This is a genomic window from Bradyrhizobium sp. i1.15.2, assembly GCF_040548425.1.
Lineage (GTDB): Bacteria > Pseudomonadota > Alphaproteobacteria > Rhizobiales > Xanthobacteraceae > Bradyrhizobium > Bradyrhizobium canariense.
Genome location: NZ_JBEPRQ010000009.1, coordinates 142567 through 168976, shown reverse-complemented (window position 1 = coordinate 168976; position 26410 = coordinate 142567). Strand labels below are relative to the sequence as shown.

Annotated in this window: 26 protein-coding genes; 10 read left to right on the top strand and 16 right to left on the bottom strand. The window is 64.4% G+C overall.

Features of this window, described 5'->3' with window-relative positions:
- Positions 1–136: 136 nt before the first annotated feature.
- The 8 genes from ABIB80_RS18925 to ABIB80_RS18890 all read right to left on the bottom strand — a co-directional run bounded on the left by ABIB80_RS18925 (position 137) and on the right by ABIB80_RS18890 (position 8215).
- Positions 137–1306, bottom strand: coding sequence for a Gfo/Idh/MocA family protein (locus ABIB80_RS18925; RefSeq protein ID WP_007601096.1), 1170 nt, complete (start codon positions 1304–1306; stop codon positions 137–139).
- A 49-nt stretch (positions 1307–1355) separates the two neighbouring features.
- Positions 1356–1667 carry a septal ring lytic transglycosylase RlpA family protein gene (locus ABIB80_RS18920; protein WP_007601095.1) on the bottom strand — a complete coding sequence of 104 codons (312 nt, stop codon included), beginning with the start codon at positions 1665–1667 and terminating at the stop codon, positions 1356–1358.
- Positions 1668–1773: 106 nt separating this feature from the next.
- Positions 1774–2616, bottom strand: coding sequence for a CmcJ/NvfI family oxidoreductase (locus tag ABIB80_RS18915; RefSeq protein WP_007601094.1), 843 nt, complete (start codon positions 2614–2616; stop codon positions 1774–1776).
- A gap of 405 nt (positions 2617–3021) precedes the next feature.
- On the bottom strand, positions 3022–4122 hold the full coding sequence (locus tag ABIB80_RS18910) for an LLM class flavin-dependent oxidoreductase (protein WP_007601093.1): 1101 nt from the start codon (positions 4120–4122) through the stop codon (positions 3022–3024).
- Positions 4123–4151: 29 nt separating this feature from the next.
- Positions 4152–5324: an acyl-CoA dehydrogenase family protein gene (locus ABIB80_RS18905; protein ID WP_007601092.1), complete on the bottom strand. Its 1173-nt coding sequence runs from the start codon at positions 5322–5324 to the stop codon at positions 4152–4154.
- Positions 5318–6118 (bottom strand): ABC transporter ATP-binding protein, encoded by an 801-nt coding sequence (locus ABIB80_RS18900; protein ID WP_007601090.1) that lies wholly within the window; start codon positions 6116–6118, stop codon positions 5318–5320. Before ABIB80_RS18900 ends, ABIB80_RS18905 begins: the two co-directional genes overlap by 7 nt.
- Positions 6112–7134 carry an ABC transporter permease gene (locus ABIB80_RS18895; protein ID WP_007601088.1) on the bottom strand — a complete coding sequence of 341 codons (1023 nt, stop codon included), beginning with the start codon at positions 7132–7134 and terminating at the stop codon, positions 6112–6114. The genes ABIB80_RS18900 and ABIB80_RS18895 overlap by 7 nt, the downstream gene beginning before the upstream one ends.
- Positions 7112–8215 (bottom strand): ABC transporter substrate-binding protein, encoded by a 1104-nt coding sequence (locus ABIB80_RS18890; RefSeq protein ID WP_007601086.1) that lies wholly within the window; start codon positions 8213–8215, stop codon positions 7112–7114. The genes ABIB80_RS18895 and ABIB80_RS18890 overlap by 23 nt, the downstream gene beginning before the upstream one ends.
- Positions 8216–8681: 466 nt before the next feature.
- Between ABIB80_RS18890 and ABIB80_RS18885 the strand changes: the two genes are divergently transcribed.
- Together ABIB80_RS18885 and ABIB80_RS18880 are read left to right on the top strand one after the other, a co-directional pair.
- The gene (locus ABIB80_RS18885; protein ID WP_007601085.1) at positions 8682–9662 is read left to right on the top strand and encodes an ABC transporter substrate-binding protein; all 981 of its coding nucleotides are present in this window, start codon (positions 8682–8684) and stop codon (positions 9660–9662) included.
- A gap of 362 nt (positions 9663–10024) precedes the next feature.
- Positions 10025–11119: a catalase family protein gene (locus ABIB80_RS18880; RefSeq protein ID WP_007601081.1), complete on the top strand. Its 1095-nt coding sequence runs from the start codon at positions 10025–10027 to the stop codon at positions 11117–11119.
- A gap of 5 nt (positions 11120–11124) precedes the next feature.
- On the opposite strand, the gene ABIB80_RS18875 is transcribed toward ABIB80_RS18880, so the two are convergent.
- Positions 11125–14196 (bottom strand): ATP-binding protein, encoded by a 3072-nt coding sequence (locus ABIB80_RS18875; protein WP_007601080.1) that lies wholly within the window; start codon positions 14194–14196, stop codon positions 11125–11127.
- 202 nt (positions 14197–14398) lie between these two features.
- Here ABIB80_RS18875 and ABIB80_RS18870 point away from each other — a divergent pair, with 202 nt between their 5' ends.
- Positions 14399–14578 carry a hypothetical protein gene (locus ABIB80_RS18870; RefSeq protein WP_007601079.1) on the top strand — a complete coding sequence of 60 codons (180 nt, stop codon included), beginning with the start codon at positions 14399–14401 and terminating at the stop codon, positions 14576–14578.
- 204 nt (positions 14579–14782) lie between these two features.
- Here the strand turns inward: ABIB80_RS18870 and ABIB80_RS18865 are convergent, their stop codons facing one another.
- Positions 14783–15220 carry a hypothetical protein gene (locus ABIB80_RS18865; RefSeq protein WP_007601077.1) on the bottom strand — a complete coding sequence of 146 codons (438 nt, stop codon included), beginning with the start codon at positions 15218–15220 and terminating at the stop codon, positions 14783–14785.
- Between the two features lie 335 nt (positions 15221–15555).
- Here ABIB80_RS18865 and glgC point away from each other — a divergent pair, with 335 nt between their 5' ends.
- From glgC to ABIB80_RS18850, 3 genes are read left to right on the top strand one after another with little or no spacing between them, the layout of a single operon-like run.
- A complete protein-coding gene (glgC, locus tag ABIB80_RS18860; protein WP_007601076.1) occupies positions 15556–16818 on the top strand; it encodes a glucose-1-phosphate adenylyltransferase in 1263 nt (420 codons plus the stop codon).
- On the top strand, positions 16815–18269 hold the full coding sequence (gene glgA, locus ABIB80_RS18855) for a glycogen synthase GlgA (protein WP_007601075.1): 1455 nt from the start codon (positions 16815–16817) through the stop codon (positions 18267–18269). The genes glgC and glgA overlap by 4 nt, the downstream gene beginning before the upstream one ends.
- Positions 18270–18305: 36 nt before the next feature.
- A complete protein-coding gene (locus ABIB80_RS18850; RefSeq protein WP_007601071.1) occupies positions 18306–18566 on the top strand; it encodes a SemiSWEET transporter in 261 nt (86 codons plus the stop codon).
- A gap of 96 nt (positions 18567–18662) precedes the next feature.
- Here ABIB80_RS18850 and ABIB80_RS18845 read toward each other — a convergent pair whose 3' ends face one another.
- Positions 18663–19457, bottom strand: coding sequence for a DODA-type extradiol aromatic ring-opening family dioxygenase (locus tag ABIB80_RS18845; protein ID WP_007601070.1), 795 nt, complete (start codon positions 19455–19457; stop codon positions 18663–18665).
- Positions 19458–19613: 156 nt separating this feature from the next.
- Here ABIB80_RS18845 and ABIB80_RS18840 point away from each other — a divergent pair, with 156 nt between their 5' ends.
- Positions 19614–19793 (top strand): hypothetical protein, encoded by a 180-nt coding sequence (locus tag ABIB80_RS18840; RefSeq protein ID WP_007601069.1) that lies wholly within the window; start codon positions 19614–19616, stop codon positions 19791–19793.
- 17 nt (positions 19794–19810) lie between these two features.
- Here ABIB80_RS18840 and ABIB80_RS18835 read toward each other — a convergent pair whose 3' ends face one another.
- Together ABIB80_RS18835 and ABIB80_RS18830 are read right to left on the bottom strand one after the other, a co-directional pair.
- Positions 19811–21271: a carboxylesterase/lipase family protein gene (locus ABIB80_RS18835; RefSeq protein ID WP_007601068.1), complete on the bottom strand. Its 1461-nt coding sequence runs from the start codon at positions 21269–21271 to the stop codon at positions 19811–19813.
- Between the two features lie 81 nt (positions 21272–21352).
- Complete coding sequence (locus ABIB80_RS18830; protein WP_245286002.1) at positions 21353–21529, bottom strand: hypothetical protein; 177 nt, start codon at positions 21527–21529, stop codon at positions 21353–21355.
- A 260-nt stretch (positions 21530–21789) separates the two neighbouring features.
- Here ABIB80_RS18830 and ABIB80_RS18825 point away from each other — a divergent pair, with 260 nt between their 5' ends.
- The 3 genes from ABIB80_RS18825 to ABIB80_RS18815 all read left to right on the top strand — a co-directional run bounded on the left by ABIB80_RS18825 (position 21790) and on the right by ABIB80_RS18815 (position 25274).
- A complete protein-coding gene (locus ABIB80_RS18825; protein WP_007601060.1) occupies positions 21790–24480 on the top strand; it encodes a flavin-containing monooxygenase in 2691 nt (896 codons plus the stop codon).
- Between the two features lie 129 nt (positions 24481–24609).
- Positions 24610–24882 carry a hypothetical protein gene (locus tag ABIB80_RS18820; protein ID WP_007601058.1) on the top strand — a complete coding sequence of 91 codons (273 nt, stop codon included), beginning with the start codon at positions 24610–24612 and terminating at the stop codon, positions 24880–24882.
- 86 nt (positions 24883–24968) lie between these two features.
- Positions 24969–25274, top strand: coding sequence for a hypothetical protein (locus ABIB80_RS18815; RefSeq protein WP_007601056.1), 306 nt, complete (start codon positions 24969–24971; stop codon positions 25272–25274).
- Positions 25275–25294: 20 nt separating this feature from the next.
- On the opposite strand, the gene ABIB80_RS18810 is transcribed toward ABIB80_RS18815, so the two are convergent.
- From ABIB80_RS18810 to ABIB80_RS18800, 3 genes are all read right to left on the bottom strand, one after another.
- Positions 25295–25450, bottom strand: a complete 156-nt coding sequence (locus tag ABIB80_RS18810; protein ID WP_198288273.1) for a hypothetical protein — start codon at positions 25448–25450, stop codon at positions 25295–25297.
- 111 nt (positions 25451–25561) lie between these two features.
- Positions 25562–26077 carry a septal ring lytic transglycosylase RlpA family protein gene (locus ABIB80_RS18805; protein WP_007601053.1) on the bottom strand — a complete coding sequence of 172 codons (516 nt, stop codon included), beginning with the start codon at positions 26075–26077 and terminating at the stop codon, positions 25562–25564.
- Positions 26078–26171: 94 nt separating this feature from the next.
- Positions 26172–26396 carry a hypothetical protein gene (locus tag ABIB80_RS18800; RefSeq protein WP_007601051.1) on the bottom strand — a complete coding sequence of 75 codons (225 nt, stop codon included), beginning with the start codon at positions 26394–26396 and terminating at the stop codon, positions 26172–26174.
- Positions 26397–26410: the final 14 nt, after the last annotated feature.

Below are 26410 nucleotides of genomic sequence, written 5' to 3'. Positions count from 1 at the left end.
TTGTCTCCGCGAGCTATCCTCTTGCAGCTGCGTTTGCGGATAGAACCCCTCATCCGGCGCTTCGCGCCACCTTCTCCCGCAAGGGGAGAAGGATTAGCAGCGTGCCTGCGGCTGGGTCAGTGAGTTCACCGCGGCTCTACAACATCACCCGCCGTCCCTCCTCCGCCGCCCAATAGCCCGCGTAGTTCACCTTGATCGTCTCATATGCCAGCGCCAGGTCCGACAGCGGCTGGCGTCCCGTCGCGGCGCATTCCATGAAGTCCTGGATCTCCTGGAGATAGCCGCGGGTCCACTCCTCCTCGAGGCAGACATATTGCCAGCCGGTTTTGCGGTCGACCTTCTCGGTGATGTAGACCGAGGCGAGCTTCTCCTCGGAGGTTTGGTAGCTCATCAGATGATTGTTCGGCGTGATATTGGCAAACAGCGAGCCGCCTGACGTGTAGGTCTCGATCAGATTGCGCACGCCGCCCATGATCATGTCGCCGGAGAACACGGTGGCCTTGGTGCCGTCCGAAAATGTCGCGGTCAGCGTGCCCCAATCCTCGACGTCAACAGGATTGGCCTTGATGTAAGTACGCTCCTCCGGCTTGAGGACGGCCGTGACATTGCCGACATCGCCACTGACGCTGGCGACGCGGATGGTTTCACCGCGCGCCTTGGCCTCGACCTGCTTGAGATACAGCACGGCGGAGAGCGGATGGCAGCCCATTCGGATCAGCGAGCCGCCGCCGGTCATCGCCCATTGCGCGGCATGGACCGCATGCGAGCCGGAATGGCTCTCCTCGCCCTTCATGAACAGGATTTTGTCTTTCGTCGCCTTGATGATCTCCGCGGTCTTGGTCACTGCGGGTGCGTAGATCCAGTCCTCGGCATACATGAAGAGCTTTCCGGTGCGCTCGATCGCGGCACGCGTGGCGCCCATCTCTTCCAGCACGCGCTCATACATCAGCGCCTTCGGCACGTGCTTGCCGATCGGCTGCCGGTCGCCGTCGCGGCCGAAATAGCCGGCGAACGGCTTTTCGCAGATGACATGCTTGCCGGCCTGCATGGCGGCGACGATCATCCCCGCATGAAGATTGGGCGGCGTGCAGATGTCGATGACATCGAGCTCGCCGTCCGCGATCAGCTCGGCGAAGCTGCGATGGACCCGTGGGATCTGGTGGCGGTGTGCAAATTCGACGACGTGGTCGCCGCGCGCAGCGACCGCCGCGACCTCGACATCCACGCCGTAGACGCGCCGGAACGCATACATATGCAGCTCCGACACGAAGCCGCAGCCGACGAGTCCCACCCTGATCCTGGCCATAGCGCCCCCTGACCCATGCTTTAGGCAGCACTATAACGCGCTGGCAGGTCTATTCCACCGAGACCCGCACCACGCCGGCACTCATCATGCCCAGCGCCTTGGCGGCAGGGACGGAGAGATCGACGATCCGACCGCGGATGAAGGGGCCGCGATCGTTGACGCGGCATTGAATCGAGCGGCTGCCGTAGGACACCCTCAGCACGCTTCCGAACGGGCGCGTCCGGTGCGCGCAGGTCAACTCACCTTTCCCGGCTTTTCCGTATCCGTAATAGGAGGCAAGCCCGCTTTCGGCCTGGGCGAAGGAAACTGCAGAAAGCGAAAAAGTAGCAAGGCAAGAAAACAGCGTGGTCTGCGCTCGCACGGCACCGCTCCCGGTTGGCCCTGCCCCGCGCAGCAACGTTTGTTGGTTCCCGTGGGTTCCTGGGCCGCCACCGGGCTACGCCCGGCGGCGCCATCACACATTGTTACTATTTGTGAAAGACCAGCGTGCGGACTTCGATGCTCTCACGCGGCGCCGCGTCGGCCGGCGTGGTCGGATCGACGAACGCGGTGTGCGGCCCGAAGCGGGTGCGGCCATCGGTTGCGGAATCGTAGCACTTGAGCAGCAGCGCTTCGTCCGCCGTCATCTCGGGGAAATAGAACCAGCGATGGTTCGGATTGTATTTCACCGAGTAAGTCTCGCCGCGGCGGTTGGGATAGATCAGATCGGAGGCAACGAGATCGTCGGGCGCGACCGTCGTACCGTCGGCCATCGCCAGCGGCGAGTCGCGCAAGGGACCACGGATCGGCCGCCACAAATTGATCACCTGGACGCGGCCTTTCAGCAACTCCTCGGCCTCATCGGGCAGATGTTCGCGCACGCGGTTGGCGCCTGAGACGGCGGTCTGGTCGACGTGGACGCGCGTTGCCGGCTGCCGCGGTCCGCCGTCGCGAATATCCGCGGCGCCCTCGACGCGCCTGCGCACGGTGTGGTCGAAGATGACGACGCGGTCGGCTTTCAGCGTTGCGCGCAGGAAGGCCTCGACGGCGGGATAGTAGACCGCCCTCACCTCTTCGTCGTTGCTGAAGTCCTTCACTCGGGTTGGATGCCGCACCAGCGCAAAGCCTTCGCGGTCGAGCGAGAAATTTTGCGCGATCAGTCGCGCATCGAAGATCGGGACCTGATGCGGCTCCGGCAACGACGTGCTCTTGGGCTCGCCAGGCGGCGGATCGAAGGCATAGGTGCGCGGCTTGCCGGAAACCGGCGCGAGATAGTTGAGTTCGGCAGTGACGAAGGGAAGCGATTCGATTTTTGTTTCTTGCAGGCCCATGGCCGGTCTCCCGATGTGGTCGTCCGGATGATTTTTGACGGGAGGGTGCGTGCTGCAAGGGAGTTGGTGCAAATAGCAATGCGGGTGTTGTCGCTGGCATGAAACGCAGAACGAACGTTTCGCGAAATCCGGCCGGGTTGGAATGCGCTCTGCCCGCCTCACGGATGCTTGAGAGCCTTGTGAGATCTCGTGCCCCGGACGCAGCGCATCACGCAGTGGTACGCTGCTGAGCCGGGGCCTATCTCACCGGGAGCATCTGTGCGGCATGGGTCCCGGCTCTGCGCAGTAGCGATCTCGGCCGCCTCGAGCTTCTGCTTGATCAGACCCCAGTGAAGGTAGAGGTCGATTGCGCTCTGCTCGTCCGCGACCAGCCGAACATTTTCGCGCCGGCCAGCATGAGACGGATCATTCCGCCGCCTCGCCGCGAACAGCCTGGCGCTTGGCGATCAGCTCGCGCGTCAGCGGAATCAGCTCGCGGCCATATTCGATCGCATCGGGAAGCGGATCGAAGCCACGGATCAGGAAATGGCTGACGCCGAGGTCGTAATAGTCGCCGAAGACCTCGGCCACCTGCTCCGGCGTGCCGACCAGCGCGGTCGTGTTGCTGTTGGCGCCCGTGAGCTTTGCGATCTCGGTCCACAGCCGCTTGTCGATGCGGCTGCCCTGGTCGGCGAGCGAGAGCAGCCGCCGCGCGCCAGCCGTGGCATGGCCGTCGGCGGGCTTGCGATAGCCGGTCTTGTCCTGGAGCGCGGTGGCGCGCGCAAGAATCTCTTCCGCCTTTTCCCAGGCCTGCTTTTCGGTCGGAGCGATGATCGGCCGCACCGAGAGGCTGAAGCGCGGCGTCGGACGGCCCCGCCTGACGGCCGCATTGTGAACGCGCGAGGTGACGTCGCGCACCTGCGCATAGGATTCGCCCCACAGGGCAAACGTGTCTGCATGCTTGCCTGCGACGTCGATCGCCGCGTCGGAGCCACCGCCGACGAAGGTGTAGATGCCGGCCTTCTGCAGCGGCTTCACCTGCGAAAAACCGTTCTCGACGTTGTAGTACTTGCCGCTGTAGTTGAACGGCTTCTCGCTGGTCCATTCCAGCCGCACCACATCGAGAAACTCGCCGGTGCGAGCGTAACGCTCGTCCTTGTCGTCGAGCGTGTTGCCGTCTTGCCTCAGCTCGGCTGCATTGCCGCCGGTGATGACGTGCAGCGAGACGCGGCCTCCATAGAGTTGGTCGAGCGTCGCCAGCTGCCGCGCGAGCAGCGTCGGCGCGGTAAAGCCCGGTCGCTGCGCAATCATCACTTTCAACGACTTGGTGATCGTTAGCACATGCTGAGCGACCTGGAGCGCATCGGGCGTAGTCGAATGGAACGCCAGCAGCGCGCGGTCGAAACCCGCGAGCTCATGCGCCTTCGCCACCGTCTCGATATAGGCGGGATCGAGCACCGGACCCTGGCGCACGATGATCTCGGAAGCATTGCTGTTGGCGATAAAGCCGATGAACTCAATCGACATGATGTTCTCCCTGAATGTTTGGCGGAAGGCTAGAAGCCCAATGCGGCACGGCCGAGGCCGGTGCGCGTGGAATCGTCCTGCGGCGTGTGCACGCGGCCGCACAGGACGTCGCGATAGTGCCGCTCCAGCGGATTGGCGCGGGACAGGCCGTGATTGCCGGTCAGCGACAAGGCATCCTCGACCGCGGCGACGGCGTTGTTGGTCACGGTCAGCTTGATGACGTTGGACTCGGCCGCGGAAAGCGCGACACCGTCATCGAAATCACCGGCGAAGGATGCGATCAGCCGCGCATTGACGGCGAGCCGAGCCTCGATCGCGCCGAGGATCTCCTGCGCCCGCGGCAGGGTCGCAAGCGGCGCGCCCAGGCTGGCGGGCGCGCGCTGCTTCAGGAACGCGACTAGCCAGTCACGTGTAGCCCGCGCAACGCCATCATAGATCGCGGCGACGAAGATCGTGTGCACGGTCGCCTGCGCGACATCGGGTACGCGCCAGTCGGCCGGCTTGCGCACGTCGATCTCCGCATCGAGAGGAATCACGACGTCCTCGAAGATGACGTCGTGGCTGCCGCTGGCCCGCAAGCCGTGATGATCCCATGTCTCGACGATGCGCGTGCCCGGCAGGCCCGCCGGCACCAGGAACTGTCCGACGCGCGGCTCGGCTTCGTCCGTGCGCGCCCAGACCAGATACCATTTCAGGATCGGCGATCCCGTCGAATAGATCTTGTGCCCCGAGAGCCGCCAGCCGGTCTCGGTGCGACGTGCAATGGTCGCGGGCAGGCCGCCGCGCGCGGGCGAACCCAGTTCGGGCTCGACGCGGAGCGCGTTGACGAGCGAAAGGCCTTCGACGCTCTCGCGCGCAAGCTTGCGCGACAGCCGCGCCGGCCAGGTCGGGCTCCGTGCCATCACCAGATGGTTGATGTAGTGCATCGACAGCACCAGCGCGGTCGACGGATCGGCCTTGCCGACGATGCCGAGGACGCGTGCGGCATATCGCGCGCCCGCTCCGGCCCCGCCATGGGCCGCAGGCACCGTCAGCGACAGCAGGCCCGCCTCGGACAGCTCGCGAAAGTTCTCGAACGGGAAGCTGCCGGTGCGGTCGTGCTCGGCCGCCCGCGCGGCGAAAGCCTCGGCCAGCACCTCGGCACGTGCGATGTAGTCGGGCTCGTGATGGGCCGCGCGCCCCTTGGCGATCGAACTCACCATGTCGCGTCCAATCCGAGCAGGCCGAGAATCTGGCGGCGTAAATCGGCCAGATACGGATCGCCGCGATGGCGCGGATACGGCCGGTCGACGCGGATGTCGGCCTTCACACGCGCCGGGCGGTCGCTGAACACGATGACGCGATTGGCGAGCACCAGCGCCTCCTCGGCGTCATGCGTCACCAGCAGCGTGGTAAAGCCCTTGCGCTGCCACAGCGAGACCAGCTCGGCCTGCATGGTGATGCGGGTCAGCGAGTCGAGCTTGCCGAGCGGCTCGTCGAGAATGAGGATTTTGGGATCGTTGACCAGCGCGCGGGCCAGCGCGACGCGCTGCGCCATGCCGCCCGAGAGCTGGTGCGGATAGGCATTGCGGAAGGACGACAGCCCCACGAGATCGAGCGCGGCATCGACGCGATGACGCTGGCTCTTCAAGATGCCCTGTGCCTCCAGCCCCAGCGCGACGTTGTCCCAGACCGTGCGCCAGGGAAACAATGTCGGATCCTGGAACACGACAACGCGCGACGGGTGCGGTCGCGTGATGCGCGCCTCGTCCTCGCGGAGCGTTCCGGATTTGGGCTTGTCGAGGCCTGCGACGAGGCGCAGCAGCGTGGACTTGCCGCAGCCGGAGGGACCGAGCAGCGCAACGAACTCGCCCGGCTCGACGGAGATGCTGACGTCGCTGAGCACTGGCAGCTCGGCGCCGTCGATGTCGAAGGCGTGGCTGACCTGCTCGATGTCGAGCGCGGCGCCGGCGGCCGGGTGAGCGTCGATCTCAGTCAGTGCAGTCGCGGCTACCATTTGACGGTCCCCTTCTGCCAGACCAGCAGGCGATCGCGGATCGAAAACAGCAGCGTGATCGCGCCGGAGCAGAGCAGCGACATCACGATCAGCGCCGCATACATGTTGGCGTAGGCGGCCCAGCCCTGCGCCCATTGCAGGTACCAGCCGAGCCCGGCCTTGACGCCGATCATCTCGGCAACGACGAGCACGGCAAAGGACGAGCCGAGCCCCATGAACAGGCCGACGAAAACGTGCGGCAATGCCGCGGGAATCGCGACCTTCAGCACCAGGAAGGACGGCTTCGCCCCGAGCGTGCGCGCAACGTCGTAATAGGCGTTGCTCACACTCGCGACACCCGACCAGGTCAGCACGGTGACCGGGAAGCCGGTTGCGAGCGCGATCAAAAAGGTCGACGCGCTCCAGCTCGATGGGAAAGTGAAAAAGGCGATCGGCAGCCACGCGGTCGCCGGCAGCGGGCCAATGAACCGCAGCACCGGATGCACCCAATAGCCGACCGCGCGCGACCAGCCGATCGAGACGCCGGTCAGGAACCCGACCGTCGCGCCGATCAGATAACCGCCCAGTTGGAGCTTGACCGAGGCGAACACGCTGTCGAGCAGTTTTGGCAGATCGTCGGTGTAGACCTCGATGATCGACTGCGGCGGCGGGAAGAACGGCAACGGCAGCCAGGCGAATTTCGCCGTCGCGACTTCCCACAGGGTCAGGACAACGCCGAGCACGACGAGCCATGGCGCGCGCTGGCGTAAGGCGCGGCCCGCCGAGCCGAGGTAGTCGGCGCCGACGGTCCCGAACAGCGCGATGGCCGCGATGACAAACGCGGCAATGCCGAGCGAGTGGGTCCGCGACCAGTCGCCCACGTCCTCCCACCACAGGCAGGACAGGCCGAAGGCAATCCACGCCATACTCGCGAGAATGCCGGCACCGGATTCCCGGATCCAGCTCGCAAGCCACGGTGCGCGCGAGAGACGCGGCGCGCCGGAAGCAAGGCCGTCAGACAGCGAATACGTCGACATAGATGCGCTCCGCGAATCTGGCCGTGTCCGTGCTCTGCTTGAACACCTGCACGCTCTTGAGATCGTCGGCATAGGCCTTGAGCTCGCGCTTCAAGACTTCGCCGACGGGATGATGATGATGGGTATGGTAGCGCACCATGCCTTCGATATCCGCGAGCGACGCCGTCTTCGGCGCGTAAGGCTGGAACGATTTCGCCGTCACGGATGGATTCTGCGCAGTGAACATCGCGGCATCGAGCAGCGCCTGCGTCAGGGCGCGCGCGACCTGCGGCTCCTCGCGCACCAGGCTGCCGCGCAGGCCGAGAATGCAGCAGCTCTTGTCGCGATATTCGCCGTCGAGATTGGAGGCGACCTCCTTGTACTGGGTGTCCTTGAGCCAGAGATAACCCAGCGGGTCGGACGACAGGAAGGCCTGCACCTCGCCCTTCTCGACGGCGACGTTGAGAAGGTTGCCGGGATAGGCGCGCCAGTCGACATCCTTGTTCGGATCGATGCCTAGCTTGGCGAGCTGAATGGAGAAGAAATTCTTGTCAGGACCGCCGAGATCGCCGACCGCGACGATCCTGCCCTTGAGATCAGCGAGCTTGTTCACGCTGGAATCGGCGCGCGTCAGCACGCGCATGCAGCCGCCATGGGTGCCGGCGGCGATCTTGACGTCAAAGCCCTGCTCCAGCGGTTTCAGCCAGCGCAGCGCCATGCCGAGACCGGCATCGCTCTTGCCGGTCGCGATGGCCTCGAGCAACTGGTCGGTCGAACCGGAATAGTTGATGAGCTCGATGTCGAGATTATGCTTCTGGAAGAAGCCGTGCTCGATGGCGACCGGGACCGGGGCGAGACAGACCGCGCCGGCGTTCCAGGACAGTTTCAGCTTGCGCGGCGCACCGGTGAGCGCGGGCGCATCCGACGCGGTCCGGCACAGCGGAAACTCCGAGAGATCGACGCCGGGCGCGATTGCCCGTGGCGCAAATGCCTGTGCCGCACCGAAGGCGCCGAGCGGCGCGGCGAAGGCCGCAGCTAACCCCGCCTGGAGCAAATGGCGCCGGTCGAGCCTCGATCCGCCGTGCTTGTCGTCGTCGTTCATCCGTTTCCACTCCTGCACTTGCACGGCTCCGCCATCGGCACAACGGCTTGCGTTGCGCCTGTTCCATGCGGAGCTGCGTCGAGAGAAAATCTTTTCGCCGGCGCCTGCTGCGCCGCCTTGATGCGATGCGCAAATCATGCGGCGCGTTCGCCGTGTCGTCAATGAAATGGAATTTCGAATGTAGCGCGAGGCGAAGTCATTCTCTCCATCGGCACCTGCGGGGACGATGAAAGGATTTCCACCGATGCATCGGTTGAAGGAGTGCGGGGCTACTCCCTCTCCTGCTTCATTCTTGCACAGCGCATACCGCACGTTCTCGAAATCAGCGCCCCTCTGGAACGTCCTTGCCGATCGCGCGCGCAATACGGTTGGCCATTTCATTGACTGGGCATCGCACAACCATAGACTTGATCGTCTCGCTGCATCGTTCGCTCACGCGTCGTGAGCAAAGCAACAGACAGGCCACATGAGCATCAACTCCCTCGATCATTCCGTCACGCGTCGGCTCGCTGCATCGCTGCTTGCCGCTGCCATCACCCTGTCGACTGCCGCGGCCTCGTTCGCGGCCGACGCAATCGTCCTGCGCGTCGGCGATCAGAAGGGCGGCAATCGTTCGCTGCTCGAGTTCTCGGGCTACGCAAAGGATCTGCCTTACAAGATCGAGTGGTCGGAATTCCCCGCGGCCGCGCCGATCCTCGAGGCGCTCAACGCCGGCGCGCTCGACGTTGGCTACACCGGCGATCTCTCCTTCCTTTCGGTCTATGCGGCCGGCGCCCCGCTCAAGGCGATCGGCGGCACCAGGTCGGATGCCAAGACGCAAGCCATTCTCGTACGCCAGGATTCGCCGATCAAATCGGCCGCCGACCTCAAGGGAAAGCGCCTCGCCGGCACGCGCGGCGGCTGGGGCCAGTTCCTGATCGACGCCACGCTGGAGAAGGCGCAGATCAAGCTGGAGGATGCGACCTTCGCGCCGCTCGGTCCGGTCGACGCCAAGATCGCGTTGGTCGCGGGCTCGATCGACGCCTGGGCGGTGTGGGAGCCCTACGTCTCGTTCGCCACTTTGAAAGACAAGGCCCGCGTGATCGCCGATGGTGAGGGCCTGACGCCGACCATCACATTCATCGTCGCCTCCGACAACGCCATCGCCACCAAGCGCACGGCGGTGCAGGACCTGGTGCAGCGGCTGAACAAGGCGCGGCTGTGGTCGCTGGATCATCTCGGCGAATATGCCAAGAGCACGGCCGAGCTGACCAGGCTGCCGGAGGACGTGCTGCTCTCGGCCTATACCGCGCAGCGCACCAGCCCGATTCCGATCGACGAGAACGTCGTGAAGGAGGTGCAGGAGGCCTCCGACCGCTCGACGCGCTATGGCATCCTGCCGAAAAAGCTCGACGTGAGCAAAGCCGTCGACCGCAGCTTCACTGCTGCGGCCGCGGGATCGAACTAGACGGAGCCGGCGGGATGCCCGGGCTTCGTCTCAACGCAGGCCCGCTGCATCTCGCCGCGATCGTGCTCGCGCATTTCGCCTGCATGAGCTTGATCGTATGGCTGTCGCTTTAGATGCCGGCCAGGCCTTAAGGAAAAGATCAGGACAACATAAGGAGCCCATAAGGACTTACGAGACGCCGCTGGCCTAGCATCGACCGTGTGATCGCGTCGGTAACAGGATGCCTCATCCCCGGCTTGTCCAGGCAATCACAACTCGCTCTCGGGTTGCCGATCCCGACCGGACGGGCTTACAGTGGCATTCACCCTGCGGCCGTCGACGCTTGCAATGGGAAGGCGACCTTCGGGCTGGAGATCAGCGCCATGTCAGCCGATCAGTATCTTCGTTACGATCCGTCCGTCGAACAAATCCGGCCGGAGGAAGCGGCGGCCGTCGAGGAGATCGTTGCCTCGATTTCGCGAACGAGCGATCGCACTTTTCACAAAGACAAGCACGGAACCCGACAGCAGCACGCCAAGGGCGCCGGCTATCTCCGGGGCGAGCTGATCGTCTACGAGGATTTGCCGGATCATCTGCGCCAGGGCCTGTTCAAGCAGGCTGGCCACTTCCCGATCATCGTCCGCCTCTCCACCGCATTCAACAGGAGCGATCGCGTACGCTCGCCGCGGGGGTTTGCCATCAAGGTCTTGGGCGTGACTGGGGCCAAGGCGCTCGGCGACGACGATTCGACGAACCAGGATCTTCTGCTCGTCAATCACCCCAGCTATTTCGCGGATGCGATGGCCTATATGCGCGCACAGCACAACGTCGAGCGCACCCTGTTCCTGCCTGATCTGGCGTACGTACCCATAGGCTTTCTCGCGCGCGTGCTGGTCGCCGCATCGGACAGAACAGGCATTCCGATCCCGATCGTCTTGAAAGCGCTCGGTGATGCCGGCAGCAACATCCTCGGAGAAACCTTTCACACGGAGGGAGCATTGCGGTTTGGCGACTATATCGCAAGGCTTCGCCTGGTGCCGATCTCGGCCTCGGTTCGCCAACTCACCGGCCAGCCCTGCCACGATTCCGATGATGCCGTGCTGAACAGCGTCGTTGCCTTCTTCAAGGACAATGCGGCCGAGTACGAATTATTTGCCCAGCTCTGCACCGACCCGGAGCGAACACCGATCGAAGATGCTTCGATCGACTGGCCCGAAGACGTCGCGCCGCCGCAAGCACTCGGCAAGATCACGCTTCCGCGCCAGACCGCCGACAGCCCCGCGCGTCGCGTCTATTCCGACGAGGTGCTTTCGTTCGACCCATGGCGATGTCTCGCCGCGCATCAGCCGCTCGGCTCGATCATGCGGTTGCGCAGGGATGCCTACAGTGCCTCCCGCACGCTGCGGCAGCAGCAAAATCAATTCAAGGTCAAGCAACGGCCCGGCGAACCGCGAGAGATCGCGGACCTGCCGGATTGAGCCGATCACCGTCCCTCATGATGAGGCCCGGTGTCCCGGCCTGCGTCGAAAAATGACGCCGACCGCAGCGGATCGCCGGGATCAAGCGTCTCTGCCAGCGATGCGATCACCTGGCTGGAGCGGTCCCGCCACTTGGCAGCCCTTTGCGCTTGTCCGAGGCTCTCATAGACCACCGCAGTCGTGCGATAAACCCGCCAGGCGGCGTGCGGTAACCTGGCATGGCGGAGAATCGAAGTGGCCGCCGCCAAATGCCCGCCGGCGAGTTGCGTATCCTGCTTCACGATCGCAATTCTCGCCATGGCCTCGTAGCACAGCGCGAGAAACGGCCGGTCGGGTGCCGCGCTCGTCACCTCGTGAAATTGGTTGGCCGAGCTCTGGGCGCGGTCCAGATCGCCAATCGCGATCCAATAGTCGCAGCAAGTCAGCAGATAGTGGGGGATGACCAGCGACTCCATCGGCACCCGGTCGACCTCCATTCGCCGCTCCATCGCATCGAGATGCTGCCGCGCCCGAGGCAGGTCGCCCATCCTGACATAAGCTCGCGCCAGCAGGTTCCTGCCGACGAAGAAGGTGAACGGATTGGCCTCGATCATCGGGCCGAGCGCATCCTCCGCACGCCGTGACGCGCTGCCATATTCCTCCGCCTCGGAATACAGCCATCCGATCGTGAGATGACACAGCGCGACGGCCTGCGGATTTGCATTCCGCTCCGAGATAGCCAACGCGGAGACGACGTTTCGTTGCGCCCGTCCCCATTCACCGAGATAAATCTGGGCAAACGCCTCGACCGATTCATAGAGGACGAACAGATAGACGTCACCGACCAGGCGGGCGAGCTCCTTTCCCCGGGTCGTCGCATCGCAGCAGGCCGGGTAATTCGCGCGCAGGAATTCCAGCACCATCTCCATCGAGCAGCGTCGCAGCCGCATGCTCAGATCCTGCTCTCCGGTGATCAGTGCTGATGCATGCTCGGCAAGGTCCGCATTCTCGCGATCCCAGCCGCGGAGCATCAGCTTCAAATTGGCAACGTTCCCCTGGACCAGAGCACTGAATGCGGCGTCGTCGATCGCCCTGCTCTTGACAAGAGCCTGTTCCGCAACAGGCAGGCTCTGGCGTCGATCGACGTAGAGACAAAATCTGCTGAGATCGACCAGTGCGTTCACCTCTTCGCGCACGTGCCCGTTCTCCGCCGCGTGCGCGACGACTGCGCTGAGATCCTGCAGGGAATTCAGGAAATCTCCACTGGCCCGCCAGGCCCAGGCGCGCTGAAGCAGCAACTTCAGACGTGTCGTTACCCGAACCTCCGGCGGCAGATGCGGCACCAGCTCCAAAGCGCGGGACAGGTAATTGGCGGCCTCGCGTGTGCTGAACCTTCGCGCCGAGCCCTCGGCCGCCGCGCCCAGATAATGCATCGCCTTCGGGAAATCGCGGCCCAGTTCGAAGTGGCGCGCGACAATCGCGGCGATCTCCGCAGCCTGCGGCCCGTAGCCCTGCTCGAGCCCCGCCCCAAGCAGCGCATGGGTTTTCGTGCGGCGCGCCGGCGCGAGCCGCTGGTAGAGGATCTCCTGGTACAGCGCGTGCTGGAACGCATAGCGACCGGAGACACCTCCGTTCGGCCACTCGGTCATGCCAGCCACGACGATAATGCGATCGGTCCGTGCCAGGTCCTCGCACATCTGCTCGACATCCAGCACGGGACGGTCCAGCGCACCGGCGATATGGAGCGCGGAAAACTCCGCTCCCGCCGCACTGGCGACCTCGAGCAGGCAGCGCTCGTCCACGGTGAGGTGATCGATCTGCTGCTTGATCATTCCTTCCAGATCGCGCGGCATGCTGTCATGCGAGGCCGCGTCTTCGCTGACCAGCCGCCAGCCCAATTCGTGCTCGACCAGCGCGCCTTGCGCCACGAGATGATCGAGCAGAGACGACACGAACAGAGGATGCCCGCCGGTTCGCGCGAAGATGCGCTCGACCAGCTCTCTGGCGAAATCGGCCGAGTTGAAGCGCAGCGAAAGATAGCGTTCGACGTCGATGCCGGTCAGTCGATCGAGCGCGAGCTCGGTGGCGTGTCCATGAATCCGCAAGTCCTGGTGAACGGCACGGATAGGATGTCCGCCGACGGCGACTTCCATCGGCCGGTAGGTGGCCAGCACGAGGATAGAAGCCCTCCGATCCCGCCGTGCCAGCCGGGAGAGCACATCCACGGTGGCAAAGTCGCTCCAATGCAGATCTTCCAGGATGATCACCCATGGTCGCGTGACGGCGAGATGTTCCATGAGATCGGCAAATTCGCGCAGCATGCGCTCCCGGGTTGCGCCAAAGACCTCATGCTGGAATGCGGCCCGGTCTGCTTCTCCGAGGAATCCGGGCATTTGCGCGAGCCAGGTCGGCGCGTGCTCGCGGATCGACGTCAGCAGCGATGCTCCGTCGGTTCGACGGCAGCACTCGTTCAGCGCTCCGATCAGCGGAAGAAAGGCCTCATGGGTGCCGAACAACTCGTTGCAACTACAGTGCAGCACGCCCAGTCCCTGCTGGTTCATCCTGTCGAGCGTCATCTGCAAGAGGGTTGTCTTGCCGATCCCGGCCTCGCCGGTGATGAAGACGACCTGACGCTGTCCGGTACGAGCGAGTTGCAACGCCTTGTCCAGCGTGTCGAGTGCGCCCGTGCGCCCGACCCTCCAGTGCCGCCGTCGATCGGCAGCCTGCTCCGTGACGGACGCCGCCTCCTCTTCGGGCGCCCGCTCGATCGCAGGCAATTCGGCGGTCGCGACCGCCGCAATGAAGCGATAGCCGCGCCGCGTGACCGTCTCGATGTAATTGGGGGACTGCCTGTCGTCGCCGAGCACCGAGCGTAGCGCGTTCACGGCAACGGCGAGGCTCGACTCGCTGACGTGTAGATCGGACCAGACTGCGTCGAGCAACTCTTCCTTGGTGACGAGTTCACCGGGCCGACCGACGAGATAGCAAAGAACCTCGAACGGCTTCGGCGCCAGCGCGATCCGCTCCCCGCCTCGCCACAATAGCGCGTTGGCCCGGTCGAGGCGGAATTCACCAAAGGCAAGCGCGTCTGTACGCACGGCTCCGACCCCCGGATGATCCCTGATCTTAAGGCAAAGCTCAGCCAAATGTAAGGGCACGCTAAAGACCTGCGCCCTGCGCCGGTACTAGCGTCGGCCTGTCCATTTCAGAGACGCCGGTAAGTCGTCGGACGGCCTTTTCATCACGCTGTCATTTCAGTCGACAGGCAGTCGATGCCTGAATTTTGGCAAGGAGTTGGCCATGAGCATTTTAAAACATTTGGCGATCCCGCCTCTCGCTTTGGCCATTCGCCATTACGACGTCAGGGTCATATTGGGCGTCACCGTCCTCAGCCGCATCTTCCTCGTCGCCATCTACCTTGCGTGCGGCGGCCCGGGCCTGTCCGAGTTCGATCTCGCCAACACGATCGCGCTGCCATGAGCTCGGGACCGCTCGAATGGTGCATCGAGATCGCGATCATCGTCGCGATCTGCATCGGGATTGTCGCGGGCGGGCATGGCCGGCTCGTCGTCCCGCATCACCGGGTTCAACGCGCGCAAGCCGATCGGGCCGCTTGCGTCCAGCAGCCCCCAAACCTCTTCAGCGTCGCCGCCCTGCGGCGAGCGGGTCCGCCCGTTTGATCGATCACCAATACGCGCGGTGATAGTGCCGGTAATACGGCCGGTAGTAGCCGTAACGAGGGCCGAAATACGGGCGGTAAGGCCGATAGTAGCGCGGATAAGCATAGGCTGGACCATAGCCGTAATAGGCCGGCGCATAACCATAACCGTAGCCATAGCCCGGATATCCGTAGCCGCCGTAGTAGGGCCCGCCGCCATAGTAGCCATAGCCGTAAGGCGCGCTGCTGGCGATGGCTCCTGCGATGATCGCGCCAGCGGCAAGGCCGCCGAGACCCCATCCAAAACCTCGGCCGCGCCAGTGCACCTGCGTGACGTCATCGCCGACGGCGGCCTTCATGGTTGCGACATTGGTGGGCAGCGGAGCCGCCGCGGCTTGCTCCATTCCTCCCGCTATGACCGCAGCGGCGAGCGAACAGGCGACTGCCGTTTTCCAGATCCTCATCGTCTTACTCCTTTCTGACGTTTGGCTTGGACATGGATCGCAGCGCCATCCTCGGGCATCCTGGCGCGAGGTCAAAGCCTCGAGTTTTGCGTGCACCGCACAAGACGCATGCCTCCATTCTGATCAACCGGGTCCCGACGGGCTCGACAACCTCACCGCGTGTGACACCGGCAAGACGGTGCCTGGGGCCCGATCACCGCGGCAAAGCATTAAGCTTCCGGCGCATTCGCAACCAACAACCACCTTCCCGATTTACTATTCGTGCCGTTACTATCGGTTCCAAATGAGCGCGGCCGGGAGGCTTCTCGCGAGCGCCAGAGTTGTGGGAGAATGACATGAGTGCCGCGAGACCCGAGCCGCTTGCCCGTCAGGCGCTGGCGTTCGTCCTGGCCGGCGGACGCGGCAGCCGGCTGCTGGAGCTGACCGATCGGCGCGCCAAGCCCGCGGTCTATTTCGGCGGAAAATCCCGCATCATCGATTTCGCGCTTTCAAACGCGGTGAACTCGGGCATCCGCCGCATCGCCGTCGCCACCCAGTACAAGGCGCACAGCCTGATCCGGCACCTTCAGATGGGCTGGAACTTCTTCCGCCCCGAGCGCAACGAGAGCTTCGATATCCTCCCGGCGAGCCAGCGCGTCTCCGAAAACATGTGGTACGTCGGCACGGCCGATGCGGTCTACCAGAACATCGACATCATCGAATCCCATGCCTGCCGCTTCATCGTCGTGCTCGCCGGCGACCATATCTATAAAATGGACTACGAGGTGATGCTGCGCCAGCATGTCGACAGCGGCGCCGACGTCACCGTCGGGTGCCTGGAGATGCCGCGCCAGGAATCTTCCGGCTTCGGCATCATGCATATCGACGAGAACGGATGGATCAAAGAGTTCCTGGAAAAGCCGAAAGATCCGCCGCCGATGCCCGGCAAGCCGGACGTCTCGCTCGCCAGCATGGGCATCTACGTGTTCGACGCGAAATTTCTGTTCGAGGAGCTCAAGCGCGACGCCGAGGATCCGAATTCCAACCACGATTTCGGCAGGGACATCATCCCCTACCTCGTCAAGAACGGCCGCGCCATGGCGCACCAGTACTCGACCTCCTGCGTCCGCTCCGGCAGCGACCCCCGCGCCTATTGGCGCGATGTCGGCACCGTCGACGCCTATTGGGCCGCCAATATCGACCTTACCGACGTAGTGCCCGAGCTCGATTTGTTCGACAGCGCCTGGCCGATCTGGTCCTATTCGGAGATCACACCACCGGCAAAATTCGTCCACGACGAGGAGAGCCGGCGCGGCCAGGCCGTGAGCTCGCTGGTCTCGGGAGGCTGCATCATTTCCGGCGCCTCGCTGCGGCGCTCACTGCTGTTCACCGGCGTGCGCGTCAACTCCTACGCCAATGTCGAGAACGCCGTGATCATGCCCTACGTCAATGTCGGTCGCGGCGCGCGCCTGAAGAACGTCGTGATCGATCGCGGCGTCGAGATCCCGGAAGGGCTCGTCGTCGGCGAAGATCCCGAATTGGACGCAAGACGCTTCCGCACCACCGAGCAGGGCATTTCGCTCATCACCCAGCCGATGCTCGACAGGCTCAATACATGACGCCTGTTCGCGTCCTCGCGGTCGCCTCTGAAGTTTATCCCATCGTCAAGACCGGCGGCCTCGCCGATGTCGCGGGCGCGCTGCCGATTGCGCTCAAGGCGCATGGCGTCGAGATGCGCACGCTGATGCCGGGCTATCCGGACGTGATGCGGGTGCTGGGCGGAGCCGACGAAATCCGGCGCTGGCCGGATTATTTCGGCGGACCCGGACGTCTGCTCGCCGGCTCGCATGACGGCCTCGATCTGTTCGTGCTCGACGTGCCGCATCTCTACGCACGGCCTGGCAACCCCTACGTGACGGTCGAAGGCGTCGACTGGGCGGACAATGGCGTGCGGTTCGCCGCGCTGTCGCGCATCGCGGCCGATATCGGCCACGGCCTCGTTCCTGCCTTCGTGCCCGACGTGGTGCATGCCCACGATTGGCAGGCCGGGCTGGCGCCGGCCTATCTGCACTACGACAATCGGCCGCGGCCCGCCACCGTGATGACCATCCACAACATGGCCTATCAGGGCAAGTTCGCGCCCGAGCTGATCGGTTCGATTGGCCTGCCCTGGCGCGCCTATGGCGTCAACGACCTCGAATATTTCGGCGGCATTAGTTTTTTGAAGGCCGGCCTGCAATTCGCCGATCGCATCACCACGGTCTCGCCGACCTATGCGCAGGAGATCCAGACCGACGAGGGCGGCATGGGGTTCGGCGGCCTGCTTCGCGCCCGCGCCAACGTGCTGAGCGGAATCCTCAACGGCATCGATGTATCCGTTTGGAATCCGCAAGAAGATCCGCACATCGCCTACCGCTTCGGCGCGGAGGACCTCACGTTCCGGGCCGCCAACAAGGCGGTGCTTCAGCAACAGTTCAATCTGGATTCCTCGGACGAAGCGCCATTGCTCGGCGTCATCAGCCGCCTGTCCTGGCAGAAGGGGCTCGATCTCCTGCTCGAGGCCATCCCGACCATTTTGCGCGAAGGCATGCAGCTCGCGCTGCTCGGCAGCGGCGACCGCGATCTCCAGGATCGCTATCAGGCCGTTGCGCGCGCGCACCCTGGCCGGATCGGAGTCGTGATCGGCTACGACGAGATCATGGCGCATCTGATCCAGGCCGGCGCGGACGCGCTCATCGTGCCCTCGCGGTTCGAGCCGTGCGGCCTGACCCAACTCTGCGCGTTGCGCTACGGCGCCGTGCCCATCGTTTCGCGCGTCGGCGGCCTCGAGGATACCATCGTCGATATCGGCGAGGCCGATAAATCGGGCCAGGACGCCACCGGCTTCAAGTTCGGTCCTGTGACTGCGGATGCTCTCGCCGGCACGCTGCGCAAGGCCAACATCGCCTTCCACGACAAGCTGACCTGGCGCCGCCTGCAACTGAGCGGCCTTGCGACCGACGTGTCCTGGCGCAACCGCGCCGGTGACTATGCCGCGCTCTATCGCGGCCTCATGACCGCGCGCGCCTGAGGCACGACATCGTCGAATCAATGCTATAGAGCCGTCATGGACCCGTTCTTGATCAAGCTGATCGGCTTTGCCGCCGCGACCTGCACCACCGTGGCCTACGCGCCGCAAGCCATCAAAGTGTGGAAGACCCGCTCCACCGGCGATATTTCGCTCGGCATGTTCCTGGTCATGGTGCTGGGGCTGGCGCTCTGGCTCGTCTACGGCCTGCTGTCGGGCGACGCGCCCCTCGTCGCCGCAAACGCCATCACCATCGTGCTCGCCGGCGGCATCCTGTTCATGAAGCTGAAATACGGGTGAGCTCGAAGCTGCGTAGGGCGGATTGGCCGAAGGCGTAATCCGCCGCCTTCATTGCGGCCCGATGGTGGATTACGCTTCGCTAATCCACCCTACGATTCATCCGAACACATACGACGCCATCGCGACATTCGCGACCTCGTCGACGAAGACGCGCTTGCCCGCGTCGCTGCCGGCGGCGCCGGCGGCTACCATCAGCGGCAGCAGATGATCTTCGCGCGGATGGGCCAGGCGCGCGCTCGGTGCATTCTCCCAGTCAACCAGCATCGCGTTGCGGCGCGCCGCGTCCTTGTGGCTGATCGCCTCGTTCAGATACGCCTCGAAATCATACGAGACCGGCTTCGACTCGGCACGGCCGAACCCGCGCATGTTGTGATAGGTCAGCCCGCTGCCGACGATCAGAATGCCTTCGTCCCGCAGCGAAGTGATGGCCTGGCCCACCCTGATGTGCTCGGCCGGATCGTAAGTCGATCTCAGCGACAGCAGCACGATCGGCATGTCGGCGTTCGGATACATCAGCCCGAGCGGCACGAAGGTGCCGTGATCGAAGCCCTGGTTGGGATCCTCCCGGCAATCGACGCCCGCGCGCATGAGCAGCGCCTTCACCTCGGCGGCGAGCTCGGGCCGCCCCGGCGCCGGATATTTGAGGTGGTAGGTGTGCTCGGGAAAACCGTGATAATCGTACACCATCGGCGGATGCGCCGAGGTGGACACGGTGAAGGCGTCAGCCTCCCAATGTCCTGATATGACGAGCACGGCCTTCGGCCTCTCCGGCAAGAGCTGCGGCAGCTGGCCGAACGCCCCGGCGGTTTTCGCATATTGCACCCGCCTGTCTTCCATGAACGGCCAGGGACCGCCGCCATGCGACAGGAAGAAGGTCGGAAATCGCACCATGAGCGAAGGCTCGTTTCATTGGCAACGCGCGTGCGAGCTGCCCGCGCGATCGGCCGCGAGCATAGGCAAACCCGTATGGTTAGCAAGACGTTAACGATTTTTCGCCCAGAATCCGGGGGGTAGCCGAAGGAGTCGGCCAGCAGCCAGGGACGTGAAATGAAGAAGTTTGCGTTGGGGGACGTGGTCAACAGCGACAAGGGCCGCCGCGGCGTCGTTCGCGCCGCCTACAAGTCGAAGGAAGGCCAGCAATTCTATGCCGTCGAGAAAGACGGCGCGATGGATTATCTGGAGGAAGACCGGCTGAGCCCGGCGCCGCGCGTCGAACTCGCGGCTTAAATCCAACTCAACCTGCCCTAACGCCCGAACCGGTCCAGGCGCTCCGACCAGGGGTCGTCTCCGCTCGCGATGCGATCGTTCGTGATCAGCAGCAGGCGATCGCTGCCTGCGGCCGCGTCCCAATGGGGCAGGTCCGCACCGTTGGGATCGCCGCTCTTGGCGAAATTGATCCAGTAGGCACGCATGCGATTTGCGACCTCGCGATCGGCTCGTGACAGGATGCCCGCACCCGGCATGCCTTCCACGCCGAAGATGAACTGCAATTCCCGCCCGTGACCGCCCTCGGGGTTGGCGCGCCGTGCCTCCGGCACATAGGCGAAGCGATAGCGAAAGGTGGGCGCACCGCTGGCGGCGTGCAGGCGCGCCAGCAGTCTCACCGGCTCGGAGAAGATCTTGTCGGTGTAAAACCTTGCCGCGCGGCTGGAAGATCTGGCGAGGTCGGAATAGAGCCTGCGCAGCTCATCGCTGGTGGTGCCTGACGATGCCAGCTCTTCCCGGATATCCAGCTCGTCGTCGAAACCGGTCTCGTCGTCGTTCGAGCCGATGATCAAGGGAATGCGGCTCTCATGTCCGGCCGCGAAGCCCGCGGCGACATCCTCGCTCACCAGACTTCCATCGATCGTCGGCCCAAAGCTGCGCGGTGATTTTTCCAGGAGATGTTTTTCGACGGCAAGCAGGCGTCGCGGCTCGGCTGCGCGCAAGTCGGCCTGTCGCCCCAGCGCCGCCATGAATTGCCGACCCACAATCTCGGCCTCTTGTGCCGAACGCAGGCGCGCACGGCCGGGGATCGATTGCAGAATGGCTCTCTGGAAGAGATCGCGCGATTGCTCAGACAGCATCAGCAGCGCGATCGAGGTCGCGCCTGCGCCACTGCCGAACAAGGTGACGTTGGCGGGATCGCCGCCGAAGGCCGCGATGTTGTCGTGCACCCAATGCAGCGCCGCGATCTGGTCCATCAGGCCGTAATTACCGGAGCCGCCTTCCGACAGCGCGGGATCGCTGAGCCAGCCGAACGCGCCGAGGCGAAAATTCACGGTCACCACGATGACGCCGGCTTGCGCGAGCCTGGCACCATCGAACAGCGGATCATTCGCGGTGCCGCTGACGAAAGCGCCGTCGTGGATGAACATCATCACCGGCAGCGGGCCGTCGACCCCAAACGGACGGAACACGTTCAGCGTCAGGCAATCCTCGCTCGAACCCGGCAGCGAGGGCTGAAGACACGGCGCGCCATAGGCATAGGCGGTGCGCATCTCCGAACTCTCGGGCGCGGCCTGCGGCGGACGCCAGCGCAGCGGCCCGATCGGCGCGGCCGCATAGGCCAGCCCCTTGAACGAGGCTATCTCGCCTTCGACGGCGCCAAGCATCTGTCCTTCGCGCGTCAGCGCAAATGGAAATTGGCCGACCGGCTGGGCCACGGCCGAGCCGGCGCAACAGAGGACGAGAGACGTCGCAAACAGCGCGAACACGGACCGCATCTTCGGAGCATCTCGATGCGCGGAAGGATTTTGGGCAGGTTATGTCCGTGGCCCGCTGCGAGGCAAGCGCCGCGGCTGCGCCTAGCTCCGCTTGGCCGCAAGCTCCGCCAGTGCGTGCCGTGCGATGATGCCGAGTTCACCGAGCGTGGTGTGACCGGACTGCGCTGCCTCGATCAGCCGCTGGGCGATGAACCTGCGGCTGTCGTGATCGCCGCCGTGCGGCAGTTGGCGGCACGTCTCCTCAAGGACGACGTCCATGTTCGCTTTGGTCCGTTCACTCAACTCTGTCATGACGCCCGTCGGCACGCGTGGCAAAAACAAGAGCATACACAGGTGGATCGACCCTGATTAGCCCGGGAAATCACGGCCATTGTGCATCGCGATGCGTGTGCTGCCGCAACATTCACGCGGCCATGATGACGCCGCAAATGGCTACCGAAGATTGCACATGCCGTGATGACAAGCCGAACCTGCAGCGATAGCCTGCCGGCAAAACAAAACAGACGGGAGGAAATGCCATGCCTGATGCAATGGTTGCTGCGCGTGCCTCTGACGCGGGGCGCGGAACCAGCCAGCAGGTCGATGTTGCCGTGGTCGGTGCCGGATTTGCCGGCCTCTATCTTCTCCATCGGCTGCGCAAGGCCGGCCTGACGGCGGTCGGCCTCGAAGAAGCCGGCGACGTCGGCGGCACCTGGTACTGGAACCGATATCCCGGCGCGCGCTGCGATATCCAGACCATCGATTACAGCTACACCTTCGATCCCGATCTCGAGACCGCCTGGACCTGGTCGGAGAAATACGCGACCCAGCCGGAGATCCTGCGCTATCTCGGCTTCGTCGCCGACCGCTATGATCTCAGGCGTGACATCCGCTTCAAGACCAAAGTCACGGAAGCGAAATGGGACGAGGCCACCGAACGCTGGCAGCTCACCACCGACAATGGCGCAGCGGTCTCCTGCCGCCATTACATCATGGCCACCGGCTGCCTCTCGGCGCCGAAGCCGCCGGAGATCGACGGCGTCAAGGACTTCAAGGGCGAGGTCTATTTCACCGGACGCTGGCCGCATGACGGCGTCAATCTCGCGGGAAAACGCGTCGCGGTGATCGGCACGGGATCGTCGGCCATCCAATCGATCCCGCTGATCGCCGAACAGGCCGCACACGTGACCGTGTTCCAGCGCACGCCGAATTTCGCATTACCGGCGCATAACGGCCCTGCGCCTTCCGATCGCATGAGCCTGCTGCAAGGCGATCGCGCGGCCTATCGCGAGCAGGCGCGCCAGTCGATGGCCGGCGTGCCCTATCCGCAGCAGACGGTCGTGAGCTGGCAATTAAGCGATGCCGAGCGTCGTGAGCGGTTCGAACGCGCCTGGGCGGCCGGCGACCTCGTCCACATCCTGACCCAGCTCTGGGCCGACCAAGCGGTCGACATCGACGGCAACAAGATCGTCCAGGACCTGATCCGCGAGAAGATCCGCGCCGCCGTCAAAGACCCCGAGACCGCCGCGGCGCTGATGCCGGACGATCATCCGTTCGGCGCCAAACGCCCCTGCCTCGATACCAATTATTACGCGACCTACAACCGGCCGAACGTCACGCTGGTCAATCTGCGTCAGGAACCGATCAAGGCGATCACCGCAAGCGGCATCACGACGTCGAGGCGCATCGTCGACGTTGACGTGATCGTGTTCGCGACCGGCTTCGACGCCATGACCGGCGCGATCCGCGCCGTGCACCCGATCAGCGGACGCGGCGGCAGATCGCTCACCGATGTCTGGGCGCAGGGGCCGCAGACCTATCTCGGGCTCACCGTCGCAGGCTTCCCGAACTTCTTCATGATCACCGGCCCCGGCAGCCCGTCGGTGCTGTCGAACATGGCAGTGTCGATCGAACAGCATGTCGACTGGGTGGTCGATCGTCTCGCAGCATTGCGCGACGCCGGCTTCACCACGATCGAGCCGACCGCGACGGCGCAGGCCGGCTGGGGCAGGCACATGGCCGACTGCTCGATGGTGACGCTGCACCGGCTCGCCAACACCTGGTACACCGGCGCCAACGTTCCCGGCAAGGTGCAGGGGCTGATGCCCTATACCGGCGGTGTCGGTCCCTATCGCAGCATCTGCGACGAGGTCGTCAGCCGGGGCATGCTCGGCTTCAAGCTGACCGGCCCCGATGTCGCCGCGCAATGCAATGACGGCGAGGTGGTGCGCCTCCAGCCAGATGTGCGGCTGGTGCTGAACCTGCTGGCGTCGCTCAACCTGCCGCCGATAGAGTCGATGGGCGCGCTCGGCGCTCGCGCCTTCGTCGACGAGTTCAACAAGGGCCGCCCGGCTGGACGGCCGATCGGCGAGATCGTCGACGGCACCCTGCCCGGCGCCGACGGCCCGCTGCCCTACCGGGTGTACCGGCCGGCAACACCGGGGCCGCATCCGGTCGTGGTCTATTTCCACGGCGGCGGCTGGGTGCTCGGCGACGAGCAATCCGACGAGCCGTTCTGCCGCGACATGGTGCGGCGGACCGGCATGATGCTCGTCAGCGTCGGCTATCGTCATGCGCCCGAGCATCGTTTCCCGGCCGCGGCCGAAGACGGCTACGCGGCGACGCGCTGGATCGCGGAGCACGCCGCCGAGCTCGGCGGCAGGCCGGGCCCGGTGCTGGTCGCGGGCTGGAGCGCCGGCGGCAACATCGCCGCCGTCACCTGCCAGCTTGCGCGCGATCGCGGCGGCCCTGATATCGCGGGTCAGCTCCTGATCTGCCCGGTCACCGACTGCAGCTTCGACCGCCCCTCCTACAACGACAATGCGACCGGCTATTTCCTGACCCGGTCGCTAATGTACTGGTTCTGGGACCTCTATTGCTCGCCGGCCGACCGCACCGATCCGCGCGTCTCGCCGCTCCGCGGCAAGGTCTCAGGGTTGCCGCCGGCCTTCGTCGTCACCTGCGAATTCGACCCCCTGCGTGACGAAGGCATCGCCTATGCCGAGAAAATGGCTGCCGCCGGCGTCCCGGTCGAGCAACTTAGGGCGCGCGGCCATTTCCATTCGTCGTTCACCATGGTGGACGTGGTGATCACCGGGGTCTCCGGCCGGGTGCAGATGGCCGAGGCCTTGCGGCGCTTCGCCGGGCTTCCGCCCGAAGTTGGTCGCGGCGATGAGACCAGCCACAGTCACACCGGCCCAGGGCATAGAATCGCCGCGGCCGCGAGCTGAAAGCGAACATTGGCCGGGAACTATTTCCCCGTCATCGCGTTTGGTGCTGTGGCATTGAGATGCAGTAATGGGTGTAGGCCCCGGTACGCAGGATCGTGTGCCGGGGTTCTTTTTGCGTGAGGCGGGACGATGGGGGACGTAGTTGGGGATTCAAAGGTCGATTTTGGTGTCCTTGCGGTGCTGCATAAATGGCCATCGCTTGCGAACCGGCGACGGTCGGACCGAGCGTCGTACCAGGTGATCGAGGGCACGCTCGACGAATGCATCTCGGCGTTCATGGCGAAGCCGGCGGCGACCCGGCATCTCTATGAGATCCGCACGATCGCGCAGCCGCCGCTGGTCACGGACATCCTCTCGCCTGAGCACATCACCGAGCTGGCGCGCCTGCGCGAATTTCTCTGATCTTCGCAGAAGCTTGCTGACCGCAGGAACCTTCTTCCGGTTTTTCCCGTTGATGGTGATCGGAAGCGAAGGCGTGAGTGCCTCACATGCTTGAAGCCGGCGTGCCAGCCCCGGTCGTGCCCTATGGCGCAGACCAGACCCTGTTCGTGGTGATCGACCGCCTCGACAAGGCGACCGAAATCCGTGTCGAGCGAAGCGATCTCGACGCCACGATTGGCGAACTCGTCGCCGGCTGCTTCAACGACCCCGTCAAGGTCATCTCCTTCAACACGCTCGAGCACTGGATGAAGGACATCTCGACCGACGTCGCCGGCGAGATTCGGGCGCGCTGCGACATCGATGGCGTGACGCTGCCCGACTATCTCAGCGACTTCGTCGAGAGCCATAGCTGAGCGTGCATGGAGGATGAAAATCAGGCGCGCCGGTACTTGCCGGCGATGACCTCGATCTCGCGGCGGCGTTCGCCCGCGAAGGTCAGGAGCTTTTCGATCGTCAATGTATCCGTGATCCGTTTGGCCAGCCGCTCGGCGCGTGCGGCCTGATCTTCGAGATACTGGATCGTGGTCAAACGCCGCCCCCAATTGCTTCGGTGGATTCCCGAATTGCTCGGTATCCATGGTGCGCTGGAGGCGGCTAACAGTCGGTTAAGCACAGCATTTCGGATCGATGTCACTGCAAATTATCGCACCACGTCGAGCCGGACATTGGTGACACCCTTGTCGACCATGCCGAGCGCCTCAGCCGCGGAGGGAGAGATGTCGACCACGCGTCCGCGAACATACGGCCCGCGATCGTTGATCCTGACGGTCACGAACCGGCCGGACGAGACATCGGTGACGCGCAGCTTAGTGCCGAACGGCAGGCTGGGATGGGCCGCGGTCAATTCGTTCTTGTCAAACCGCTCGCCGCTTGCCGTCTCCGTGTCCGAATAGAAGCTGGCGACGCCGTGCGAGACGCTTTGCTTTGCATCACCGTCGGGGACGCGCGCCCGGCTGATCGGACGCGGATGCAGCGCCGCCACCCTGTGCGGTCGTTCGACAGCGGCTTGGCGGTGGGTGCCGAGATCGGCCTTCTGGCGGCCGACCGGCGATTGCGCACACGCCGCAAGCGACGCCGCGCCGATGACGGCGAGCAGGATCCGGCACAGGGTTGCCGGCGAAATCCGGGCAGTTTCGGCACGTGCAAATCGAGACATGATGCGCCCTCCGAACGGCCCCGAGTTTCGGTGGGCAATGAGGGCAGAACCTTGTCGGAACGAAAGCGCGCCTGAGGCCGCAGCCGTTTCGCGTTTAGCTGTGACGATTCCACCACACTGGCTTGTCCTGAATCGAGACAGACTCGTCGGAGAGGCCCGATACGACGCGCCAGATCATCGGGCGCATCTGCGGCTGAACCTCGCCAGGCTCGGCGTCGCTCCTCGAGAGTCGCGCGAGCTCGCGCCAATAGAGCCGCCGCCAGCCGGTTTTCAGGCTGGCGAGAAAGTCGAGCTCCCGTTGTGTCAGCGTGCACATCATGAACCCGATCCGGT

What these genes read in the sequence shown, in the direction of transcription:
- ABIB80_RS18925 (WP_007601096.1), bottom strand. Translation starts at nt 1,306, where the DNA reads ATGGCCAGGATCAGGGTGGGACTCGTCGGCTGCGGCTTCGTGTCGGAG.
- ABIB80_RS18915 (WP_007601094.1), bottom strand. Translation starts at nt 2,616, where the DNA reads ATGGGCCTGCAAGAAACAAAAATCGAATCGCTTCCCTTCGTCACTGCC.
- ABIB80_RS18910 (WP_007601093.1), bottom strand. Translation starts at nt 4,122, where the DNA reads ATGTCGATTGAGTTCATCGGCTTTATCGCCAACAGCAATGCTTCCGAG.
- ABIB80_RS18905 (WP_007601092.1), bottom strand. Translation starts at nt 5,324, where the DNA reads ATGGTGAGTTCGATCGCCAAGGGGCGCGCGGCCCATCACGAGCCCGAC.
- ABIB80_RS18900 (WP_007601090.1), bottom strand. Translation starts at nt 6,118, where the DNA reads ATGGTAGCCGCGACTGCACTGACTGAGATCGACGCTCACCCGGCCGCC.
- ABIB80_RS18895 (WP_007601088.1), bottom strand. Translation starts at nt 7,134, where the DNA reads ATGTCGACGTATTCGCTGTCTGACGGCCTTGCTTCCGGCGCGCCGCGT.
- ABIB80_RS18890 (WP_007601086.1), bottom strand. Translation starts at nt 8,215, where the DNA reads ATGAACGACGACGACAAGCACGGCGGATCGAGGCTCGACCGGCGCCAT.
- ABIB80_RS18885 (WP_007601085.1), top strand. Translation starts at nt 8,682, where the DNA reads ATGAGCATCAACTCCCTCGATCATTCCGTCACGCGTCGGCTCGCTGCA.
- ABIB80_RS18880 (WP_007601081.1), top strand. Translation starts at nt 10,025, where the DNA reads ATGTCAGCCGATCAGTATCTTCGTTACGATCCGTCCGTCGAACAAATC.
- ABIB80_RS18870 (WP_007601079.1), top strand. Translation starts at nt 14,399, where the DNA reads ATGAGCATTTTAAAACATTTGGCGATCCCGCCTCTCGCTTTGGCCATT.
- ABIB80_RS18865 (WP_007601077.1), bottom strand. Translation starts at nt 15,220, where the DNA reads ATGAGGATCTGGAAAACGGCAGTCGCCTGTTCGCTCGCCGCTGCGGTC.
- glgC (WP_007601076.1), top strand. Translation starts at nt 15,556, where the DNA reads ATGAGTGCCGCGAGACCCGAGCCGCTTGCCCGTCAGGCGCTGGCGTTC.
- glgA (WP_007601075.1), top strand. Translation starts at nt 16,815, where the DNA reads ATGACGCCTGTTCGCGTCCTCGCGGTCGCCTCTGAAGTTTATCCCATC.
- ABIB80_RS18850 (WP_007601071.1), top strand. Translation starts at nt 18,306, where the DNA reads ATGGACCCGTTCTTGATCAAGCTGATCGGCTTTGCCGCCGCGACCTGC.
- ABIB80_RS18845 (WP_007601070.1), bottom strand. Translation starts at nt 19,457, where the DNA reads ATGGTGCGATTTCCGACCTTCTTCCTGTCGCATGGCGGCGGTCCCTGG.
- ABIB80_RS18840 (WP_007601069.1), top strand. Translation starts at nt 19,614, where the DNA reads ATGAAGAAGTTTGCGTTGGGGGACGTGGTCAACAGCGACAAGGGCCGC.
- ABIB80_RS18835 (WP_007601068.1), bottom strand. Translation starts at nt 21,271, where the DNA reads ATGCGGTCCGTGTTCGCGCTGTTTGCGACGTCTCTCGTCCTCTGTTGC.
- ABIB80_RS18830 (WP_245286002.1), bottom strand. Translation starts at nt 21,529, where the DNA reads ATGGACGTCGTCCTTGAGGAGACGTGCCGCCAACTGCCGCACGGCGGC.
- ABIB80_RS18825 (WP_007601060.1), top strand. Translation starts at nt 21,790, where the DNA reads ATGCCTGATGCAATGGTTGCTGCGCGTGCCTCTGACGCGGGGCGCGGA.
- ABIB80_RS18820 (WP_007601058.1), top strand. Translation starts at nt 24,610, where the DNA reads ATGGGGGACGTAGTTGGGGATTCAAAGGTCGATTTTGGTGTCCTTGCG.
- ABIB80_RS18815 (WP_007601056.1), top strand. Translation starts at nt 24,969, where the DNA reads ATGCTTGAAGCCGGCGTGCCAGCCCCGGTCGTGCCCTATGGCGCAGAC.
- ABIB80_RS18805 (WP_007601053.1), bottom strand. Translation starts at nt 26,077, where the DNA reads ATGTCTCGATTTGCACGTGCCGAAACTGCCCGGATTTCGCCGGCAACC.
- ABIB80_RS18800 (WP_007601051.1), bottom strand. Translation starts at nt 26,396, where the DNA reads ATGATGTGCACGCTGACACAACGGGAGCTCGACTTTCTCGCCAGCCTG.